Below are 21,559 nucleotides of genomic sequence, written 5' to 3'. Positions count from 1 at the left end.
AGCAGAGATCATAAGTATGTTTGGAGTGCTGCATTTTTTAAAAAACGCATGCCCAATTAGGTTGAGATAAGGCATAGATGCCTGTAGCAAAGTGTCCCCCATTGTCCAGACAAAAATTAAGATAGACCTCAGTTCACACTTCCAAATTGGGCCGAACAATGTCCACGCCACGGAGTCGGTGCGGATAAATTTGTGTTGCGGTTTACGGATATTCGGGCCGGGCGCCATGCCGACCAAGCCTCATTTCTGCATCAATCGCCGCACTCAACCTGGTATTTCTTCATGCGGCGCGAGCCATAAACGCAATAATGTATTTGTTTCTTTTCACTCATGTTCAGTCTCTAATTTAGCTCGGGGCATCGCTTAAACTATTATCCGAATTTCGGGGCTACTATGTTTAAGCTGCTTGCGCGAACTTTTTTGGTGTCCTTGATCGGTGTTCTCTGGTAATGTTTGTCCGCCTTTGTACGGCAAAGAAACTCATTCATTCATCAACATAGAGACAATAAATGCTACACGAAGTAATCAACTGGCTGGTCACAACTATCGGCGCTATGGGCTATATCGGTATTTTTTTGCTGATGGCGTTGGAAAGTTCGGTAGTGCCAATTCCCAGCGAAATCATCATGCCGCCGGCAGGTTATCTGGTGCAACAAGGGAAAATGAGCATGACTTTGGTCATACTCAGCGGCACTTTGGGCAGTCTGTTTGGCGCTTATCTGAATTATTTTGCCGCGCATTATTTGGGAAGACCGCTGCTACTCAAGTACGGACGTTATGTGTTCATAACCGAAGAGCATTTCCGTCGTGTTGAAGATTATTTTGCCAGTCATGGTGAAATCTCTACGTTTATTGGGAGACTGTTACCGGTTATCCGCCATTTGATTTCGCTGCCGGCAGGATTGGCGGGCATGAGTCACATCAAATTTTCTATTTATACATTGCTCGGCGCGTTCATCTGGGTATCCATTTTGACATGGATTGGCTATTTGTTGGGTCATAACGAAGACTTAATCAAGCAATACTCTCATCAAGTGATTATCGATGTGTTGGCGGCCAGCGTTGTTTTGGTGACGGCTTATATTTTTCTACATCGCAGAAAGCTTGCCCGTATCCGAGCCGAAGAATAGAAGATTCTTCGCTTACTGGTGCTCGGGGGCGCATATTTCATTCAGAGTATGTGGGCCGCCTGAATGTTTTGCATATCTTTCCAGCGCCGTTGGCGGCATATTGCCGATTTTTGGCGCTGATGCGAATCAAGCCCTGGCGCACACCCAAACATCAACCCGGCCGACTCCGGCTTTTTTCAATACATAAGCCAATTCATGAGCTGTTGAGCCGGTGGTCATGACGTCATCAAGTATCGCGATATGCCGTGCATGAATAGGCTTGATGACGGAAAAGGCGTTTTTCAGGTTTTTTTGGCGTTTTTTGGCGGGTAACTGGGTTTGATGGGGCGTGTCTCGGTGCCGACTGCAACTGGTTACATCTAACGGGATCTGTAATTCTTTGGCGACGGTTCTGGCGATTTCTATGGCTTGGTTGAAGCCGCGCTGGCGGTAACGGGTTTTATGCAGTGGAACCGGTAAAATCAAGTCGGGGCGTTCTGCGGTTTGTTTCAGGTGGTCGGCCAGCAACATGCCGAGTAAGCGGGCGTTTTTGTAATTGGAGCTGAATTTCAAAGTGCCGATCAGATGCCGGATAGCTCCCTGATGAATGAACGGAGCGTAAGTCTCGTCAAAGGCAGGTTGGCGGCTCAGGCAGCGGCCGCACAGCACGGGAGTGGTGACCGGCGTTTCCAGTATTTCCGCGCAGCGATAACAGCACAGATTATTTCTAGGCAAATGCGTGTAGCAAGAATGGCAGAGGTCGCGCGAATTGCATCCTGGATTGCCGCACAAGATGCAGGTAGGCGGAAGCAAGTAATCCTGTATAATATTGATCCAGTTGTATACCATTTTCATTTGAACAGGTTGACAAGATTATGAATTGTCTTTGTTTAAATATTACCGTAACCGGAGCTTAACAGAATGTCTGCAAACCCTGCAATTCGCCATGACTGGCAGTTGAATGAAGTGCAAGCGCTTTATGCGTTGCCTTTTAATGACTTGATTTTTAAGGCGCAAACCGTACATCGGGAGAATTTCGATCCCAATGAGGTTCAGATTAGCAGTCTGTTGAGCATCAAAACCGGCTCCTGTTCCGAAGACTGCGGCTATTGCCCGCAAAGCGCCCGTTATGATTCCGATTTGACGCCCGAGGCCTTAATGCCGGTCGATAAGGTTTTGCAGGCGGCGCAACTTGCCAAAGATCAAGGCGCATCGCGTTTCTGCATGGGTGCGGCCTGGCGTCAGCCTAAAGACAGGGATGTGGAACGGGTCGTGGAAATGGTTCAGGGCGTCAAGGCTTTGGGCCTGGAAACCTGCGTAACCTTGGGCATGCTGACCGATACCCAAACGATCCGGTTAAAAGAAGGCGGCCTGGATTATTACAATCACAATCTGGATACGTCGGAAGACTATTATTCCGAAGTCATCACCACGAGGACTTACCAGGACCGACTGGACACGCTGGCGCGGGTCAGGGATGCTGGGATTAATGTGTGTTGCGGCGGCATCGTCGGCATGGGCGAGAGCGATGTCGACCGCGCTAATCTGTTGATCGAACTGGCAAACCTGCCCAAGCACCCTGAAAGCGTGCCGGTCAATATGCTGGTGCAGGTTGAAGGCACTCCGCTGATGGGTACCGAATCGCTGGACCCGATCATCTTTATCCGAACCATAGCGGTTGCCAGAATCATGATGCCCAAGTCGCGGGTGCGCTTGTCCGCAGGACGGAATAACATGAGCGATGAAATGCAGGCGCTGTGTTTTTTGGCTGGTGCCAACTCGATTTTTTACGGCGATAAATTATTGACCACCGATAATCCGATGACTAACCGTGATTTGGCGTTGTTTGACCGCTTGGGTGTGCATTCCGGCGGTTCAAGTTACGCTTGATGAATTAAATCATCCTGTTGCCAGTCAAGAAATTATTCACCACGAAGACACGAAGAATACGAAGTTTTATATTTCATTCTTCGTGGTGAGTATTACCGATTTTTATGACACCTCCATTCTCACAATTAACAATCAGCCTAGACGATATTGCCCGGCAAGGCTTGTATCGTTCCAGGCGGGTCATAGCATCGCCTCAAGGCATTAACCTGGAAATTGACGGCAGGCATATCGTCAATTTTTGCAGCAATGATTATCTGGGGCTGGCCAATCATCCCGATGTGGTCAACGCGTTTAAAGCCGGGGCGGATAAATACGGCGTCGGCAGCGGTTCGGCGCATTTAATCTGCGGACACAGTGCGGCTCATCATGCGCTGGAAGAAGAGCTGGCGGAGTTTACGGGGCGCGACCGGGCGTTATTGTTTTCCACGGGATACATGGCAAACATCGGCGTGATCTCGGCGTTGTTGGGCCGCGGCGATGCGGTGTTTGAAGACCGGTTAAACCATGCCTCTTTGCTGGACGGCGGATTGTTGTCCGGCGCACGATTTAAGCGCTATGCCCATGCTGACGCAGTCGATCTTGGCGCAAACCTGGATAAAACCTTGGGCCGCACGCTGATCGTTACCGATGGCGTATTCAGCATGGATGGGGATTTTGCGCCGATGGACGAATTGGCGGTTGCCGCAAAAAAACATGATGCCTGGCTGATGGTTGACGATGCGCACGGGCTGGGTGTGATCGGCGAGCACGGCGGCGGGATTCTGGAGTATTACGGCCTTAATCAGGATGATGTGCCGGTGCTGATGGGGACTTTGGGCAAGGGCTTGGGCACTTTCGGTGCGTTCGTCGCCGGTTCCGAGGTGTTGATTGAAACCTTGATCCAGAAAGCTCGCGCTTATATTTATACCACCGCGTTACCGGCGGCGGTTGCCGAGGCGACGCGGGCGAGCTTGAAAATTGTGATCGCGGAAAACTGGCGCAGGGACAAGCTTAGACAACTGTCCGAGCGGTTCAGACTGGGTGCAGAGCAGTTGGGCATAACATTGATGCCGTCATCGTCGGCCATTCAGCCTATTTTAATAGGCGGCAGTCAGCGGGCCGTAGACATCAGCAATGCTTTATTGGCTGCCGGTTTTCTGGTCAGCGCGATTCGTCCGCCTACGGTGCCTCAAGGCAGTGCCAGGCTGCGGGTGACTTTTTCAGCTTTGCATGAAGAGCAGCATGTCGATCGGTTGTTGGACGCGTTAGCCGAAGCAATTGCAGGCAGCAAGTGACAAAAATCCATTTGGAAACGTTCGGGCAAGGCAAGCCCATAGTGCTGGTGCATGGCTGGGCGATGCATACCGGTATCTGGCGCGAGTTTGCCCGGCAATTGGCACAGCATTACCGGGTGACTTGCATCGATTTGCCGGGGCACGGGCGTAGCGAAGTAATTGATCCGTTTACGCTGGAACGGGTTGGCGCAGAGTTGATTAAAGTGGTTCCCGAGAAGAGTTGTTGGCTGGGCTGGTCGTTGGGCGCGACGGTGGTGCTGGATATAGCCGGTCGTTATCCTGAGCGGGTATCTGCACTGATCTTGCTGGCGGGGAATCCCTTGTTCCCAAGCTCCGGCTTGGGAACGCAAGCATGGCCGGGCATGGATGCCCGGTTACTGGATGATTTTGCCGAGCATTTGAATAATGACTGTCAGGCGACCTTGCTGCGTTTTTTATCCTTGCAGGTCAACGGCATGCCGGATCGGAAAGCGCTTTTGAAGGCGCTTAAAACAGCCGTATTCGAATGCGATGCGCCGGATCAAGCCACTTTGCAGGGAGGCTTGGATATACTTAAACAGGCAGACTTGAGGCCGGTTTTATCAGGATTGAGCGTCCCTGTTTCGGTCGTGTTGGGCGGCCTGGACACCTTAGTTCCTGTAGCCGTAGGTCAAAAAATGCGGCGGTTATTGCCGAGTCTGGAATTGAATATTATCGACAGGGCAGGGCATGTGCCGTTTTTGTCGCACGGCTCGGAAACGGCGGCGATTATTTCCCGATTTATGGATGAATAATGTATTTAGATAAAGCCAAAATCAGGCAGTCGTTTGCTGCGGCCTCGGTGACTTATGACGGCGTTGCCGACTTGCAGCGCAGTGTCGGTAAGGTGCTGCTGGACAGTGTCGATAAAGAGAATCCGGCCGGAACTTTGTTGGATTTGGGTTGCGGCACCGGTTTTTTAACCGCCGGGCTGTTGGCGCGTACAAGGCCTATTATCGCCTTGGATATTGCGTTGCCGATGTTGCAGGTGACGCGAACAAAACTCATCGATACGGCCAATGTCGGCTATGTATGCGCCGATGCCGAACAATTGCCGCTCGCCGGACACGTTGTCGACGGCGTGTTTTCCAATCTCGCGTTGCAGTGGTGCGTCAATCTGGAAGGCGTTTTTGCCGATATTAAGCGGGTATTGAAACCGGGCGGACGCCTTGTTTTCTCGATATTCGGCCCGCAAACGCTACAGGAATTAAAAGCGGCGTGGGCGGAAGCCGACGATTTTAATCATGTTAATGACTTTTACAGTGAGCGGCGGCTAAGACGTTTTCTTCAGCTGGCGGGTTATACAGAGATAGTAGTTGAAACCAATGTTTATATATCAAACTACGATTCGGTTTTGACGTTGATGAAGGAGTTGAAACATATCGGCGCGCATAATGTGCTTGCCGGGCGTAACAAAAGTATCACTACCAAGGCGCAGATGCAGCGGATGGTTGCGGCTTACGAGCGGCATCGAACCGGCGAACTGATTCCGGCGACTTTCGAGGTCATTATGGTTACGGCAAGCTAATGGAAAAAGGGTATTTTATAACCGGTACCGACACCAATGTCGGCAAGACCTGGGCGACGATTGCGCTGATGCGTTATTTTAAAAGCCAAGGGAAATCGGTTGCGGGCATGAAGCCGGTTGCTTCAGGCTGTTTAATACAGGGAGGGCGGCTGAAAAATGAAGATGCGTTGCTGATACAAGCAAATGCGTCATTGCCGATCGACTATGACTTGATCAATCCTTACGCCTACGAGCTGCCGGTTTCGCCGCACATTGCAGGTGTAAATAATCCGGTTAAGCTGGGTCAGTTGGCAGCCGGGTTCGAGACATTGAAAACCCTGGCCGACATCATTGTCGTCGAAGGCGCCGGAGGCTGGTATGCGCCTTTAAATGAGCGCGAAACTATCAGCGATTTGGCAAAATTGCTGGCTCTGCCGGTTATTATGGTTGTCGCTATCAGGCTCGGCTGTATCAATCATGCAAGACTGACTTATCAGGCGGTCGCGCAGTCAGGCGTGAACTGTGTCGGCTGGATCGCAGTCTGTACAGAGCCGGAATTGTTAGGCGGCGACCAGAATATCCAAACCATAAAAAGCACGGTGGATGCGCCTTTGTTGGGTGTGTTGCCCTATAGGGAAGTCGCTGACTTTGATTTTTTCGCCGAACAATTGAAGATGTAACTGTGTATTTGTGATGCTTTTGCCGCTGGCTTGGCAAAATAAAGCATGACAAAGTCTTTGATAAAGCCCTATTATTTTGATTTTTTTTCAGTTTGATTCGCCGTTATCTGACGGCGCAAGGTTAATGCATGTCGATTCGCACTATCTCATCCGTAAAATTCATTTTAGTTGCCGGTACGCTGTTGTCGGGATGTACAACAACCCGGCAAATTGTGGTTGATCACCCGTCAACCCAGGCCAGCCAGTTTCAACCGTTGCAAGGCTTTCAAGCTATTGATGGCGACGACTATTATGTACGGTTGATTTCGGAGTTCGATTTTAAAGGTGACAACGTATTAAAAGGCGGCTGTACTAATATGACGCCGTCTTATGGGAAAGGCGATTTATCGGCCGCCCTTATTTATAACGTGCGTAACGAGGCGCTTAAATTCAGCCGTGAAGCGACCGGCTTTTTGTATCAGGCGACAACAGGCAAATGCAATTTTACCTTCGATGCTAAAAAACTTTACCTGACGCCCTGGATACGCCTGGATTCAGGCAAGGAAACCCTGGTCGATTATAATTTTTACACTAACGCTAACAGCGATGTGGACGTGTCAAGCCTGGTCAATGATGTGAATGCGGCCGGCAATTTATTGGCGTTGACAGGCGTCGGCATGGGGGTTGCAATCATGGGGCAGGTTGCCGGGCAATGGGTAAAGAGCAATCAGCAAGCGGAAGTAACAACGCCTGCGACCCATCAATCGGCCAAACATAGCTCGGAGTCGCATTCGCTGCCTGTCGCCACGGCTTATTCGGGTAAGACCGGAACGCTGAATCAGACGATGTTTAAGGTTTTTGATGTGGCGGAAGGCGGGATGAATCTGTTTGGATCGGATACCAAGCAACTGGGCGAACTGAAGATTTATCCGGAAATTCTGCCTTCTTTGTTATTAAAGACGACTGCCGACGGCATCCCGGACGCGCGCGATTTGTCGTTCGAAGAAATAGGCTATTCGCCGATGAAATCAGCGGCCGGGGAAATCAATCTTCAACAGCTGATCGAGCAATCGAAACATCCGGCAAAACCGAATCTAAAGCCTGACTGGAATAATTACCAGGACGTCGAAGGCAATTGCCGGAAATTGAAGCTGGTGCTGAAAGATTTGGGCTTTAATAAATTTGATCGCAACGCGGTGATTTACTATTTTCTGGCTAAGAATGGCGATTGGAATAATTACAATGTCAGCCGGCAAAAAACGTTGAGTGAAGAAATGCGGCCCAAGGTTTTGGAAGGTTATCGCAGCAAAAACTTTGCTAACTGTCTGGCACCTGATGACTATGCGGTCATGAAAGCGATGGGTTTGCCGGTTAATACGCAGTCCGATTGGGATCAGATGGGTGAGGCGAGCCAGAAAAAAGAGCAACTGTTCACGCCGCTTAAGTCGATTGAACGGCAGTTGGTCGCGGTGCTGAAAAACCCAAACAAGGTGGAAATGGAGCAGCAACTGTTCCCTTTGCTGGCTACGGCGAAAAATGGCGACGGCAGTGTGTTGCTGCAAAACCATTTAGGTGATTTCGGCCTGGAATTGTTATTGAATCCTCCTGTGGTGGCAGCGCCTCCAGTGGATGCTTCTGCTCCGGCTGGACCTGTTGCGGCAGCGCCTTCTCAGGCAGCCATTCCCGGTGAGGGGGTTATCGTCAGCGCCGGCCAATTAGCGCAAGTCTTTTCAGGGTTATTAATAAGCGAACTCAGTTGTGCGCGCCCGGCTCCCGATGGGCTGGGAAAATTTGCCGGCAATGCGGGGATTTTGTTGTTCACTACAAAAGAAGGCAGTCCGCGCGTTAAAGGCGGTGCGATGGAATTTGAATTTTCCGGCGGCAAGATTACGCGTATTGCATTTCAGTTATCGACTTACCGGGATTTTGAACAGAATTTGCTGGATCGGCCGGAGATTGGCGGCTGCCGAGTGGATCCGGCGTTTCTGGCAAAGCTGCACTAACGTTGAAAGTATTCTGATATAGCTCGCTTCGCGCCGAAATTAGCAGGAAATAGATTTTTGATAATCCTGGAAAAAGTTGATTTATAACAAAAATTAAAGATGGATTTGGCGGCGGATATAATCCATAATATTTTTGCGGTATATATCAATAATAAAAACATCAGGAGAAATATTATGGCTTTAATTACTTGGACAGCCGGTCAGTACGGTACAAATGTCGGCTTTGCGGATCAGGAACACCAAATCTTGTTTGATAAACTTAATAAGCTGTATGACTTGGCAACAGGCGGCGCAGAGCGCTCTGCAATCGGTGCGCAATTAGACGATCTTATTTCATATGTAGTGGATCATTTTGCCCATGAAGAAAGAGAAATGCAGGCAAAGGGCTATGCAGGCTATGAACGCCACAAGGAAGAGCATGACGCCTTGGTAGGTATTTGCGGTGGTCTTCAGGCAAAATTTCATGCAGGCCAAGCGGAAGTTGACGAAAGCGTCGGTCAATTGGTTAAAGGGTGGTTGGATAATCACATTCCTAACTTCGATATGGCTTATGCCGATGCGTTAAACAGCTGATCGAATTTCAACGCTAAAAAACAAAAGGCTTGTGAGTTACATTGATTCACAAGCCTTTTCTTTGCAACACATAAAATCAGGAAAAGGACATCTGGTATAGATTGCCCTCATAGGGTAAAATCGAAAAGATTATTTGTGATAATTATTACGTAAATGGAAAAGGGTCGGCCATCCCATGCCCTGAAATTACGAAACGATATAACGCATACAAGAGTTTATAACTACTAACGAGGAGGCTGCTCCGTGAAGAAAGCAAAGCAACTGTTCGCAGGTCTGATCTTAATGGCTTTGGGCCTAGGAACAGCACAGGCGGAATATACGCTCAATTTAATGAAAGGGGTTACAAAGGTCAGTCATGACATTTATGACCTGCATATGCTGATTCTATGGATTTGTGTATTCATAGGCATCGGCGTGTTCGGAACGATGTTCTACTCGATTTACCATCACCGTAAATCAAGAGGACATCAAGCGGCGCAGTTTCATGAAAATACGACCGTTGAAATCATTTGGACGATTATCCCGACTTTGATCCTGGTTGGCATGGCTATTCCAGCCACAAAAGCCATGATGGAACTGGATGATGTGCAAGCATCCGAAATGTCTATTAAGGTAACCGGACATCAATGGAAGTGGGAATATGAATATCTTGATAACGGCATTCATTTTTTCAGTAGCCTGGATGAAGCCAGCAACAAGGTACGTCAAGTCGGTTCGGGTCTTGATCCCAGGTCGGTTCCTAATTACTTGTTGAATGTTGATAAACCGCTAGTTATTCCGACTAAAAAGAAAATTCGTTTCGTATTCACCTCGAAAGACGTAATCCATTCATGGTGGGTTCCCGACCTGGGCTGGAAAAAAGATACCAATCCCGGTTTTATTAACGAATCATGGACGTCTGTAGACGAACCGGGGACTTACCGTGGTCAATGTACCGAGCTTTGCGGTAAAGATCATGGCTTTATGCCGATTGTCGTCATTGCAATGGACGAACCTGACTACAACGCCTGGGTGGAGCAGCAAAAAGCGGCTATGGTGGCTGAAGCCGGTTCGGCCAGCAAGCAATGGACAACTGAAGAGTTGGTTGCTAAAGGTAAAGCTGTTTACGACACCAACTGTTCCTCATGTCACATGGCGGATGGCGCAGGTTTGCCGGGTACTTTTCCAGCTATAAAGGCAAGTCCGGTAGTAACAGGCGACATTAACGCTCAGGTCAAGCTGATGTTGAACGGAAAAGGCATGATGCCGGCTTTCGGAAAAATGTTAAGCGCTGTCGATTTCGCTGCAGTAGTAGCATATACCCGTAATGGTCTGGGTAATTCAGTGGGTGATTCTATTCAGCCTTCAGCTATCCAGACTCTGCAATCGGCATCACCGGCGGCAGATTAAAAAATGAATAAGTCATTGCGTTCTTATCGATCTAATCTTTTTTATATATTCAAGAGGTATGAAATATGTCTGCTGTAGTCGCTGAACATGATGATCATCATGAGCATGATCATGGTCCTGCTAAGGGGCTGTTAAGATGGGTTATTACCACCAATCATAAAGATATTGGCACATTATATTTGTTGTTTGCTCTGGCGATGTTCTTTGTCGGCGGCACCATGGCAATGATTATTCGCGCCGAATTGTTTGAGCCGGGTATGCAGTTTGTTAATCCCCAGTTCTTTAATTCAATGACCACCATGCACGCGTTGGTCATGGTGTTTGGCGCAGTTATGCCTGCTTTCGTCGGTTTGGCCAACTGGATGATTCCAATGATGATTGGCGCTCCTGATATGGCATTGCCGCGCATGAACAACATGAGCTTCTGGTTGCTGGTTGCCGGTGTTTTATTGTTGGCCAGCACCTTGTTCATGGAAGGCGGCGCACCTGCCGGCGGATGGACTTTGTATCCGCCCTTGGTATTGCAAACCGGTAAGGCCTTGCCTTTTGCGATTTTCTCGGTGCATTTGCTGGGTATCTCGTCAATCATGGGTGCGATCAACATTATCGCCACTATTTTCAATATGCGTGCCCCCGGCATGACTTTAATGAAAATGCCGATGTTTGTTTGGACCTGGTTGATTACCGCTTTCCTGTTAATCGCAATCATGCCTGTGTTTGCGGGTGCGGTGACTATGCTGTTAACAGACAAGTTTTTTCACACCAGCTTTTTTGATGCGGCTGGCGGCGGTGACCCGGTTCTTTATCAACACATTTTCTGGTTTTTTGGTCATCCCGAAGTTTATGTAATGATTCTGCCCACTTTCGGCGTGGCTTCCACCATTATCCCTGTGTTTGCTCGTAAGCCTTTGTTTGGCTACAGCTCAATGGTTTATGCGACGGCTGCAATTGCATTTTTGTCGTTTATCGTCTGGGCTCACCACATGTTTACAGTGGGTATGCCGATAGCAGGTGAGTTGTACTTCATGTATGCAACCATGCTGATTGCGATTCCTACCGGCGTTAAGGTTTTCAACTGGACCGCGACCATGTGGAAAGGGGCGATGACTTTTGAAACGCCGATGCTATTTAGTATTGCTTTCGTCGTTTTATTTACAATGGGTGGATTCACCGGTTTGATGATGTCTGTTGCGCCGTCTGATTTTCAATATCACGATACTTACTTTATTGTCGCCCATTTCCATTACACGTTGGTTCCCGCCTCTGTTTTTATATTGATGGCTGCCGGCTATTTTTGGCTGCCTAAATGGACCGGGCATATGTATGACGAAAGAATCGGTCAGCTGCACTTCTGGTTGTCTGTGGTATCGGTAAACATCCTGTTCTTTCCACAGCATTTCTTGGGGCTTGCCGGTATGCCGCGCAGAATTCCTGATTATGCGGTGCAATTTGCGGATTGGAATATGATTTCCAGTATTGGCGGTTTTATATTCGGCGCCAGCCAGTTGTTGTTCCTATACATTGTTATCGATACAATCAAAGGCGGAACAGGCGAAAAGGTAACTGATGAAGTATGGGAAGATGCTGCCAAGCATAGCTTGGAGTGGACTTTGCCGTCGCCCCCTCCATACCATACTTTTACTACGCCACCCACGGTAATACCTACTGAACATATCTAGGCTGTTGCATTCCAGGTTGCTTTAAATAAAGCAACCTGCTTAGATAACGTATCAGGTGAAATAATGAATACCAAACAGAAAAATATTTTGACCGCAGTGGTATTGGTCGCGGTTGCCGTCATTATTTATGTTTTTGCAGTGATAAGAGCCGTTTCCCAATGAGCGAAAGCACCAAGAAAAAAAACGCTAAGTTAGTTCGGATATTGGTGTTTGTGGTGCTGGGAATGTTTGGCTTTGGCTACGCCCTGGTTCCGCTTTATGACGTTTTGTGTGAAGTAACCGGACTCAACGGCAAAGTTGAATCGTCCGCTGTTAAGGAAGTCAGCTACGAAGTTGATAAAAACAGAGAAGTTACCGTAGAGTTTATGACGGCGCTGAATGAGGACACTCCGATGGAATTCCGTTCAGAAGCCAAAAAACTGAAAGTTCATCCAGGCGAATATTATACGGTGAATTTTTATGCGGAAAATAAGACCGATAAAGTAATGGTTGCTCGGGCAATTCCAAGTATTTCTCCCGGAGCGGCCGCTGAATTTTTTAAAAAAACAGAGTGTTTTTGCTTTTCAGAACAGACATTTAAGGCGCGAGAAGGCAGGATTATGCCGGTGCGTTTTGTTGTTAATCCTGAATTACCTGAGCAATATAAAACAATTACACTTGCATATACATTTTTTGATAATACTGAAACATCAGTAAAATGAGAGAGGAAGGCTATGTCTACAAGTAACGAGTATTACATTCCGCATAAAGCCACTTGGCCGGTCGTTGGAACGGGTGGTTTGGTGATGATGCTGGCTGGATTTGCAAATTATTTAAATGGCTCATCGGCCGGTACAGCCTGGATGGCGCTGGGCTTGGCTGTGTTTATTGTCATGCTGGCCGGTTGGTTTACATTGCAGGCCGGGGAAAGCGAATCAGGCATGTACAGTACGCAAGTAGGCATTTCCTACCGTATGGGCATGATGTGGTTTATCTTTTCGGAAATCATGTTTTTTGCCGTTTTTTTCGGCACGCTTTGGTATACACGTAATTTGTCGGTACCCTGGCTGGGCGGAGAAGGCACAGGAGCTGCAACTAAAGAACTATTGTGGCCGTCTTTCGAAGCGGTCTGGCCGACCAATGGCCCTGGTAAAGTCGGCGGCGAGTTTGAGCCTATGGGCGCATGGGGCTTGCCTTTTTTGAATACCTTAATTCTGTTGACTAGCGGCGTTTCTTGCACTTGGGCTCATCATGGCTTGCTTGCAAAAAACCGAGATCAGCTAATTAAAGGTTTGGCCGCTACTGTCGGTTTAGGGCTCTTGTTTGTTGCACTCCAGGCATCTGAGTATCATGAAGCTTATACCGAGATGGGTTTGACGCTGGGCTCAGGCATTTATGGTTCTACTTTTTTCATGCTGACCGGTTTTCACGGTTTTCACGTTTGCGTAGGCGCTATCATTCTGAGCGTTGTTTTGTTTCGCAGCTGGAAAGGCCATTTCCAACCGGAAAATCATTTTGCTTTTGAAGCTGCGGCTTGGTATTGGCATTTTGTTGACGTGGTATGGTTGGGACTGTTTGTATTTGTTTATGTGATTTAATCTAAACAGCCATACTAAAAAAGCGCTGCCTAACAGACAGCGCTTTTTTTTTGTCGAAATGGTTGGGGATGTTTTTATTTAGGAGCGGCCGGCGCTTGATTTTGCGAGTGCATCCGAGCACCCAAGCCATGCGGCTTGAACATGCCGGTTGCAAAAGCTATAAAAATGAAGATGAACAACACGATTGAAAGCGCAATACGAAAAGTCAGCGCTTTGACCGTTTTTTCGGATTGTTCTTCGGTCTTGTGTTTAACCAGATGAAATAGCGCGGAGCCTAGACTGATAATTATCAGGATAAAGGCGATAATAACGATGCTTTTTATAATCATGAATGTAATTATGCTGATGGCTAAGGTTTCTGTATTCTCGGTTATTTAGGTTCTTGTGCCAATAGGATAAATAAAAAAAGCATGATCCAGTCGGACGCTCATTGATGAAGTTTAAAATAATTCCAACATTAGCTTATTTGTGCCTGTTGCCGGTGTTGATCGGGTTGGGAATGTGGCAATTAGACCGATCAGAACAGAAACGGGCATTACTTGAGTTGCAGAAACAGGCGGGCGCAACTGAAACATTGCATTTGTCCGAAGGCATTGAAAATAACGCCGATACATTAAGGTACAGGCAGGTTGAAGTTACAGGGCGTTACGATGTCGCCCATCAGTTTTTGATAGACAACCAAATCAGCGGCGGGAAAGCCGGCTATTTTGTGTTGACGCCGTTTGTGTTGACCGGGGAAACCAAGGCGGTTTTGGTGAATAGGGGTTGGATTCCTTTAAATCATGATCGCTCGGTGCTTCCTGACTTGCAGATTAATCAGGCCCAAGCCATTATTGCCGGGCGGATTAATCATTTTCCCAGCGTTGGTATAAAATTAGCGGGAGCGGAAATCCCAACAGAGGGTTGGCCATCGGTGGTGCAGGTGGTCGATAGTCATGTTCTGGCTAAAAAATTGGGCTATTCGTTGCTCCCATTCCAGATCGAACTGGCTAAAAATTTGCCTGATGGATTTAAACGGGAATGGCAGACGCCGGCCATCATGCAGCCCGAACAACATACGGCCTATGCAATTCAGTGGTTTGCGCTGGCATTGACACTAACGATACTATTTATTTGGTACAGCTTTAAAAAATACGATGCAGAATCAAAAGAATAAAAATCATATATTAATCCTGGTTATTTTTGGCATGTCTATCATTCCGTTTTTGATAGCGTGGGGACTAAAAGAGAATCCGCAGCTGGTAAACGGGCGAACCAACAATGGGCAGTTAATTACGCCGCCGCTGACAACCGAACGCAAAGACCTAAGCGGTTTTGATCCGTTTTCAACTGATAATATGTCCGAGCTTCCCGGCCACTGGTTGTTGGTAAATATCATTCCGACCGGCGAGTGCAATGAAACATGCCTCGAAGCCATGCATAAAACCAAACAGTTGCGGCTGATGTTGAATAAAGAATTGACCCGTACCCGCCGTATAGTCCTGCTGTTAAAGGATGTTGCGCCGGAAACGGCGGGCAAATGGTGGGCGGGTGACGATACCTTGTTAAGGGTTAAAGCCAATGACGCCGTCATCAAGAAAATTGCCGAAATCAGGCAAGGCGATATTCCTGACGGGATGCTGCTGTTAATGGATCCGCTGGGTAACTTAATGATGCAGTACGAGCCGGGTTTCGATCCCTACAGCGTAAAGAGCGATCTTATGCATCTTTTGCGAATTTCACAAATAGGATAGTGGAAAATAAAATGTTTAGAAAAATAACTCTCTTTGGCGTTCTTTTAGCTTTAATAGTTATCGTTGTAGGTTCATACGTCCGCTTATCCGGGGCAGGGCTGGGTTGTCCTGATTGGCCCGGATGCTATGGGCAGGCTATCCCCTTCGACTTCGCTCAGGGCGGGGTTAGCGATCATGCTGATTTTATCGCGCAGGCGGCGGAGGCTTTCCCCGGTCAGACGCCCGATATTGCAAAAGTCTGGAAGGAGATGGGGCATCGTTATCTGGCCGCGCTCTTAGGCGTGGTCGTTTTATTGCTGGCCTTGCTGTCGTGGCGCGAACAACAAAGTCGTCCGGTGGTCGTAACAGCCGCATCGATGCTGGCGGTTTTGATAGGATTGCAGGCGGCCTTGGGCATGTGGGCCGTAAAGTTTCACGTTATGCCGATTGTTGTGACCGGGCATTTGCTGCTGGGGATGATGACTCTATGGCTGCTGTTCTGGCTGTATTTGCGGGTTAATCCGAAAGTTTCGCCGTTAGCTTTGCGAAGGAACGGTTTAGCCTTGTTTGTCAGGTTGGCAATGTTGGTGTTGTTTTTAGAGATTGTTTTGGGCGGCTGGGTCAGTACCAATTACGCCGCTTTAGCCTGTTCGGATTTTCCGGCGTGTAATGGCTCGTGGTGGCCTAAAGCCGACTATCGGACTGCGCTGGACTTATTCAGCGGATTAAGCTCGGGTTATACCGGCGTTATCGCATTCGATGCGCAGGTTGCCGCGAACTGGCTGCACAGGGTCGGTGCGTTGGTTTGTTTTATCGTGCTCACGTTGGTGATGCTGAGCGCAACATCGGCGCATCATCCGAGACCGGTAAGAAGAGCCGGTTTGGGATTGAGCGTGTTGCTGTTGCTACAGATCGGTTCCGGCGTTATCGGCGTCAAATTCGGGATGCCTTTGTGGGCGGCGGTCGCGCATAACGCTTTTTCAGCATTGCTGATGCTGCCGTTAATCGCTATCGGTTTTTACTGCCGGTACGCTTATGTTGAAATGCCAAAGCCCGCCGTAGAAATTGAGCTGCAACCGGAAGGCACGGTTGTCGAAGCGGAGGAAGCATATCCTGTAGTAACAGAACCCGAGTCGTTATACCTGCGGCTTAAATCGCAGCTGAAGCGCACCCGCTCCGGGCTTAGCGGGGTATTGGCCCAGATTCCGTTAGGCCAGAAAGAAATTGACGAAGATTTGCTGGAAGCCATTGAAGCCAGCTTGTTAATGGCCGACATAGGCGTGGACGCGACCACCGAAATCATCAAGCGCTTGACCGAGAGTGTTGAAAGGCACCAGCTTAATGATGGCGAGGCGTTAACGGCAGCCTTAAAGCAGGAATTACGGAGTATGCTCCAGCCCTGTAATAAACCCCTGCATATCCCCAAGCAGGACAAACCTTTTGTTATTCTGGTCGTCGGCGTCAATGGCGCGGGCAAAACCACCACTATCGGCAAACTGGCCAAACGATTGCAGGCACAGGGCCATAGCGTCATGCTGGCCGCCGGAGATACGTTCAGGGCGGCGGCGGTCGAGCAATTGCAAACCTGGGGCGAGCGCAATAATATCCATGTGGTGGCTCAGCATACCGGGGCCGATTCGGCATCCGTGATTTATGACGGCGTACAGTCCGCACAAGCTAAAGGCATCGATGTGTTGATTGCCGATACGGCCGGCCGCCTGCATACGAAATCCAACCTGATGGACGAGTTGAAGAAAGTAAAGCGGATTATCAGCAAGTTGGATGAAACGGCGCCGCATGAAGTATTGCTGGTCTTGGATGCCGGCACCGGGCAAAACGCGCTGTCGCAAGCAAGATTGTTCAATGAGACCGTTGCCTTGACCGGCTTGGCGCTGACCAAACTTGACGGCACCGCAAAAGGCGGCGTTATTTTTGCGCTGGCCAAACAGTTCGGAATTCCGATCCGTTTTATAGGGATAGGCGAAGGAATTGATGATCTGCAGGATTTTGATGCGGATGCTTTTGTAGATGCATTGTTTGTCAAAGACTAAAACCCGTAACTTGATTCTATAATAGAACACGAATGACGCTGATGAAACGGATCCGCACGGATTTTAAAGGTCGTTCTTAGGTAAGCGCCGATTTAATCCTTCGACAAGCTCAGGATGAACGGTAAGTTTTTGATTTTGTTCGTGGTGAGCTTGTCGAACCACAAGCGAAATCAATTTATTCAGCGCTTCCTTAGGTGGCTATAGGCCATTTTTATAACGGCTGAATAGTGGGCAATAATATATTTTTATCAAGAAGTTCAAGTTTATCAGTGATTATCAGTCAAATCCGTGTCGCCTGGAGGCGCCTACTTTTGGCATCCGTGTTCTATTGTTTTAACTGCTGAATAATGCAAAAAACCTATGTTAAAGTTCGATAATGTCAGTATGAGGTACCCTGGAGCCGGCGATGTATTACGCAATGTCAGTTTTCATCTGGAGCGTGGTGAAATGGCTTTTTTGACGGGGCATTCAGGGGCGGGAAAAAGCACGTTATTGAAATTAATTGCGGTCATCGAGCGTTGCACCCGGGGCCGGGTTTTATTGGACGGCGAGAATCTCAACCAAGCCAAGGACAGGCAGGTTCCTTATATACGCAGGAAAGTAGGCCTGATTTTTCAGGATTACAAACTGCTGCAGGACAGAACGGTTTTCGATAATGTGGCATTGCCGCTGGTGATAGCCGGTTACGGGCACCATGAAGTCTCCCGGCGGGTACGGGCATCATTGGATAAAGTCGGCCTTCTGGGCAAAGAAAAAAAATATCCGCTAGTCTTGTCCGGTGGTGAACAGCAGCGGGTCGGGATTGCCCGCGCAGTGGTTAATAAGCCGCCGTTGATTGTGGCCGATGAGCCGACCGGGAACCTTGACCCGGAGCTGTCCGCCGAAATCATGCATTTGTTCGAGCAGTTTCAGCAGGTCGGCGTCACCATATTGATTGCCTCGCATGATATTTCATTGATTGCTCAAATGAATCATCGGATCTTAAAGCTGGATCACGGTCAACTGGTTGCGAGTTAAGTTATGAAACAGGTGAATAAGAAACCGGGTAAACAGGAGCCGCGCTGGCAAACCAAAATTTCCGGCGGTAATTTTGTCGATAAATTCCACGCCTATCGGAATCTCCATGCCCATGCATTGTTTTCAAGTCTTGGCCGATTAGTCGCGTCGCGGTTCTCGTCTGCGATGACGATAACGGTGTTGGCGATTGCGATTTCGCTGGCCAGCGGATTTTATATCCTGGTGGCGAATCTTCAGCAGTTGGCGGGTAATTTGGAAGCCAGCAATCAAATCTCATTATTTCTTAAAGATGAAATCTCAGAGGCAAGGGCAAATAAGTTTGCTAATACCATCAGGCAAAATCCCGATATTCAGGACGTCAAAGTAATCACCAAGGAGCAGGCGCTGGCGGAGTTTCAGACCTACAGCGGATTCGGTGACGCGGTAAAAGCGCTGGAAAAAAACCCGCTGCCTGTTGTCATTCAGGTGTTGCCCAAAAATTCATTGAAAAATGAGCTGGTTCTTGAAACATTGCTTGATGATTTTAAGCGCTCGACGGAAGTTGATTTTGCCCAGATGGATATGCAATGGGTTAAGCGCCTGCAGTCGATTATGGACGTGGCGCGGTGCGGCGTTACCATATTAAGTTTATTGCTGGGGGCCGGCGTGTTGTTTATTACGGCCAATACCATACGCCTTGAATTGCATAATCGCCGCGATGAAGTCGTGATCGCCAAACTGGTCGGCGCGACCAATAGTTTTATTCATAGGCCGTTTTTATACGGCGGTTTTTGGATCGGTTTTTTTTCCGGTGTGGCTGCATGGTTTATTGTCACAACGATCATGCTGATTCTAAAACAACCGATCGAAAGGCTTTCCGGGCTTTATGACGACGGTTTTCATGTGCTGTTTTTAGGCTTTACCGAAACGCTGGCATTGTTGGTCATTTCATCGGTACTGGGTGTCGTGGGTTCATGGATCGTGCTTCATTTCCAGCTTCGGCAGCTAAAACCCGAGTAGAAAACAGGGGCTGATAAAATTATTAGCACTCTTGCTTTTAGAGTGCTAGAATTCGGAAAAAGTTTTCTTACAAGGGGGTTCAATGAGCAATGCTTTAGCTTTACCGGTTAATTTATCGGTTGGAACATTTGATGCCTATTTAAATGTCGTCAGGCAAATGCCTAAATTGACGGTAGAACAGGAACGCGAGTTAGCTTTAAAATTCAGAGATAACGGCGATTTGGAAGCCGCACGCGAATTGGTGATGACCAATCTGCGCTTTGTGATTCACGTTGCCAGAGGTTATAGCGGTTATGGCTTGTCCATGCCGGATATTATTCAGGAAGGCAATATCGGCTTGATGAAAGCCGTTAAACGATTCGATCCTGATGTTGGTGTGCGTTTGGTTTCTTTCGCCGTACATTGGATTAAAGCCGAAATTCATGAGTATGTGATCAAAAACTGGGGCATCGTAAAAGTTGCGACGACCAAGGCGCAGCGTAAGTTGTTTTTCAATTTGCGTAAATCGAAGTCGGATTTGGGCTGGTTATCAAATGACGAAGCGACGGCGATTGCAAAAGATCTTGATGTCGATGTAAGCGCCGTTTACGAAATGGAAAAACGCCTGAGCAGCCACGATACGTCGTTTGATATGCCGGTCGATGAGTCAAGCGAAGAAACCTATGTTGCCCCGGCCAGCTATCTTCACCAGCATGGTGCAGACCCTGCTGTACTGCTTGAGAACTCCGATTGGGAAGGCCATGAGCAGGATTTGCTGGCGGATGCGATGGCGGAGCTGGATGAACGCAGTTTGGATATTCTTTCAAGCCGTTGGTTGTCCGATGAAAAAGCCACATTACATGAGCTTGCCGCACGTTATAGTGTGTCAGCCGAGAGAATCAGGCAGTTGGAGCAAAATGCGATGAAAAAATTGAGAGCGGCGGTTGAACTGGCCGCTTGATTGGTAAATCCGTTCGTCCTTGTCGAACGGCCGAAAAGCAAAAAAGGCTTAACGATTAAATCGTTAAGCCTTTTTTATTGCCTTATGGTTTCACGCCGGGTTGTTCTGCGACGTAAATGCAAATCTGCCCCAGACAGATTGGTGAGGCAACGGTAACGGCGATTTTTACAGCGGCCTGAGTATGTCAAGAACCGCTTGGGCCTGTTTCGCCGTTTCAAGGCCGAGATTGGTCAGATAGCCGCCGTCTTCCTGCGAGACCAAGCCTTTTTCGAATAGCCGGCGGGTGGCGGCGATGGTTTCCGGTGAAGCGGTTTTATGTACTTTGATTCCTTCTTGCGTGGTGGTTAGATTGTAGCGAACCAGAATGTTCAGTTCTTCTACAATATCTTGGGTATAGGGCATAGTAAATTCTCATGATTCATTGATTTAAGACGCTAGCATAATGCTATTTATAAAGAAGGAGTATCTTTTTTTACGCCGTCTTCTTTCTGGCAACAATCACGCCGTCACGGGTCGGATTGATAAACGTGTCAAATTCAGGATCGTTAAAAATTAATTCATTGTGTTCCATAATCGCTTCAGTCCAGCCGGGGAAAATATCGCTAGGGTTTTCCACTGCGACCCGGCCGCGCCACAGCACATTATCGGCGATATACAGCCCGCCGGGGCGAATCCTGTCTTTAGCCAGCTTCCAAATCTCAGGATAATCGCCCTTGTCGACGTCGTTGTAGCAGATGTCGAATACCCCCTTAGTCTGGGCAAAAACGTCCTGAGCCATGCCTGCGCGAAAATCGACTCGATCCCACAACCCGGCGGCGCTGAGATATTGTTCGGCTTTTTCCTGATTCAGAAAGTCGGCGTCGGTGCAAATGACTCGGCCCTTTGAGCCGACCGCTCTGGCAAACCAATACGCCGAATAACCGTAACCGCTGCCGAATTCAAATACCTGTTCGGCATTGATCATTTTGGCCAGAGATTCGATAAACGCTCCCACCAAGCGGCCAATGATAGGGAAGTTGTTTTTCTGCGCCAGCGCTTCCATCTCGGTCAACACCGGATGATCGGTGTGCCGCAGCAAACCGTGCATATAATTCTCAATGGCCGGGTTGACCGGGATTAATATGCCGGGATTTAAAACGGTTGGGGATTTTATGTCGGCCAT

At 48.4% G+C, this 21,559-nt stretch carries 22 protein-coding genes; 18 read left to right on the top strand and 4 right to left on the bottom strand.

The annotated features are described in order from the left end of the window. Positions 1-509: 509 nt before the first annotated feature. Entirely contained in the window at positions 510-1,130 is a 621-nt protein-coding gene (locus V3O24_RS09160) for a DedA family protein (RefSeq protein WP_104424946.1), read from the top strand. A 126-nt stretch (positions 1,131-1,256) separates the two neighbouring features. Here the strand turns inward: V3O24_RS09160 and V3O24_RS09155 are convergent, their stop codons facing one another. After that, positions 1,257-1,964, bottom strand: coding sequence for a ComF family protein (locus V3O24_RS09155; RefSeq protein WP_104424947.1), 708 nt, complete (start codon positions 1,962-1,964; stop codon positions 1,257-1,259). 66 nt (positions 1,965-2,030) lie between these two features. Between V3O24_RS09155 and bioB the strand changes: the two genes are divergently transcribed. The 11 genes from bioB to V3O24_RS09100 all read left to right on the top strand — a co-directional run bounded on the left by bioB (position 2,031) and on the right by V3O24_RS09100 (position 13,678). Continuing rightward, positions 2,031-2,999: a biotin synthase BioB gene (bioB, locus tag V3O24_RS09150; RefSeq protein WP_331307022.1), complete on the top strand. Its 969-nt coding sequence runs from the start codon at positions 2,031-2,033 to the stop codon at positions 2,997-2,999. A gap of 104 nt (positions 3,000-3,103) precedes the next feature. Further along, positions 3,104-4,273, top strand: coding sequence for an 8-amino-7-oxononanoate synthase (bioF, locus tag V3O24_RS09145; RefSeq protein WP_331307021.1), 1,170 nt, complete (start codon positions 3,104-3,106; stop codon positions 4,271-4,273). Beyond that, positions 4,270-5,046: a pimeloyl-ACP methyl ester esterase BioH gene (gene bioH, locus V3O24_RS09140; protein ID WP_331307020.1), complete on the top strand. Its 777-nt coding sequence runs from the start codon at positions 4,270-4,272 to the stop codon at positions 5,044-5,046. The genes bioF and bioH overlap by 4 nt, the downstream gene beginning before the upstream one ends. Continuing rightward, positions 5,046-5,819, top strand: coding sequence for a malonyl-ACP O-methyltransferase BioC (gene bioC / locus V3O24_RS09135; RefSeq protein ID WP_104424951.1), 774 nt, complete (start codon positions 5,046-5,048; stop codon positions 5,817-5,819). Before bioH ends, bioC begins: the two co-directional genes overlap by 1 nt. Further along, a complete protein-coding gene (bioD, locus tag V3O24_RS09130) occupies positions 5,819-6,478 on the top strand; it encodes a dethiobiotin synthase (RefSeq protein ID WP_104424952.1) in 660 nt (219 codons plus the stop codon). The genes bioC and bioD overlap by 1 nt, the downstream gene beginning before the upstream one ends. A gap of 128 nt (positions 6,479-6,606) precedes the next feature. Beyond that, a complete protein-coding gene (locus V3O24_RS09125) occupies positions 6,607-8,460 on the top strand; it encodes a hypothetical protein (protein WP_104424953.1) in 1,854 nt (617 codons plus the stop codon). Positions 8,461-8,634: 174 nt separating this feature from the next. Beyond that, on the top strand, positions 8,635-9,033 hold the full coding sequence (locus V3O24_RS09120; RefSeq protein ID WP_104424981.1) for a bacteriohemerythrin: 399 nt from the start codon (positions 8,635-8,637) through the stop codon (positions 9,031-9,033). A gap of 243 nt (positions 9,034-9,276) precedes the next feature. Further along, positions 9,277-10,422 (top strand): cytochrome c oxidase subunit II, encoded by a 1,146-nt coding sequence (coxB, locus tag V3O24_RS09115; protein ID WP_331307019.1) that lies wholly within the window; start codon positions 9,277-9,279, stop codon positions 10,420-10,422. Positions 10,423-10,487: 65 nt separating this feature from the next. Then, entirely contained in the window at positions 10,488-12,101 is a 1,614-nt protein-coding gene (gene ctaD / locus V3O24_RS09110) for a cytochrome c oxidase subunit I (RefSeq protein WP_104424955.1), read from the top strand. 158 nt (positions 12,102-12,259) lie between these two features. After that, entirely contained in the window at positions 12,260-12,802 is a 543-nt protein-coding gene (locus V3O24_RS09105) for a cytochrome c oxidase assembly protein (protein WP_104424956.1), read from the top strand. 12 nt (positions 12,803-12,814) lie between these two features. Continuing rightward, positions 12,815-13,678, top strand: coding sequence for a cytochrome c oxidase subunit 3 (locus V3O24_RS09100; protein WP_104424957.1), 864 nt, complete (start codon positions 12,815-12,817; stop codon positions 13,676-13,678). A gap of 74 nt (positions 13,679-13,752) precedes the next feature. On the opposite strand, the gene V3O24_RS09095 is transcribed toward V3O24_RS09100, so the two are convergent. Then, on the bottom strand, positions 13,753-14,007 hold the full coding sequence (locus V3O24_RS09095) for a twin transmembrane helix small protein (RefSeq protein ID WP_104424958.1): 255 nt from the start codon (positions 14,005-14,007) through the stop codon (positions 13,753-13,755). A 104-nt stretch (positions 14,008-14,111) separates the two neighbouring features. On the opposite strand from V3O24_RS09095, the gene V3O24_RS09090 reads away from it, so the two are divergent. From V3O24_RS09090 to rpoH, 6 genes are all read left to right on the top strand, one after another. Continuing rightward, positions 14,112-14,834: an SURF1 family protein gene (locus tag V3O24_RS09090; protein WP_104424959.1), complete on the top strand. Its 723-nt coding sequence runs from the start codon at positions 14,112-14,114 to the stop codon at positions 14,832-14,834. Then, positions 14,815-15,411, top strand: a complete 597-nt coding sequence (locus V3O24_RS09085) for a hypothetical protein (protein ID WP_104424960.1) — start codon at positions 14,815-14,817, stop codon at positions 15,409-15,411. Before V3O24_RS09090 ends, V3O24_RS09085 begins: the two co-directional genes overlap by 20 nt. An 11-nt stretch (positions 15,412-15,422) precedes the next feature. Next, positions 15,423-17,441, top strand: coding sequence for a signal recognition particle-docking protein FtsY (gene ftsY, locus V3O24_RS09080; RefSeq protein ID WP_331307018.1), 2,019 nt, complete (start codon positions 15,423-15,425; stop codon positions 17,439-17,441). 360 nt (positions 17,442-17,801) lie between these two features. Beyond that, positions 17,802-18,458, top strand: coding sequence for a cell division ATP-binding protein FtsE (gene ftsE, locus V3O24_RS09075; protein ID WP_104424961.1), 657 nt, complete (start codon positions 17,802-17,804; stop codon positions 18,456-18,458). 3 nt (positions 18,459-18,461) lie between these two features. Next, positions 18,462-19,457: a permease-like cell division protein FtsX gene (ftsX, locus tag V3O24_RS09070; protein ID WP_104424962.1), complete on the top strand. Its 996-nt coding sequence runs from the start codon at positions 18,462-18,464 to the stop codon at positions 19,455-19,457. A gap of 82 nt (positions 19,458-19,539) precedes the next feature. Continuing rightward, positions 19,540-20,397, top strand: coding sequence for an RNA polymerase sigma factor RpoH (gene rpoH / locus V3O24_RS09065; protein ID WP_104424963.1), 858 nt, complete (start codon positions 19,540-19,542; stop codon positions 20,395-20,397). Between the two features lie 165 nt (positions 20,398-20,562). Here rpoH and V3O24_RS09060 read toward each other — a convergent pair whose 3' ends face one another. Both V3O24_RS09060 and V3O24_RS09055 read right to left on the bottom strand, forming a co-directional pair. Next, a complete protein-coding gene (locus V3O24_RS09060) occupies positions 20,563-20,799 on the bottom strand; it encodes a TIGR02647 family protein (RefSeq protein ID WP_104424964.1) in 237 nt (78 codons plus the stop codon). A gap of 70 nt (positions 20,800-20,869) precedes the next feature. Continuing rightward, on the bottom strand, positions 20,870-21,559 hold the full coding sequence (locus V3O24_RS09055; protein ID WP_104424965.1) for an O-methyltransferase: 690 nt from the start codon (positions 21,557-21,559) through the stop codon (positions 20,870-20,872).

Origin of the sequence: Methylobacter sp. Wu8, assembly GCF_036440755.1 — a bacterium.
Classification (GTDB): Bacteria; Pseudomonadota; Gammaproteobacteria; order Methylococcales; family Methylomonadaceae; genus Methylobacter_A; species Methylobacter_A tundripaludum_A.
This window is presented reverse-complemented; position numbering and strand designations above follow the sequence as displayed.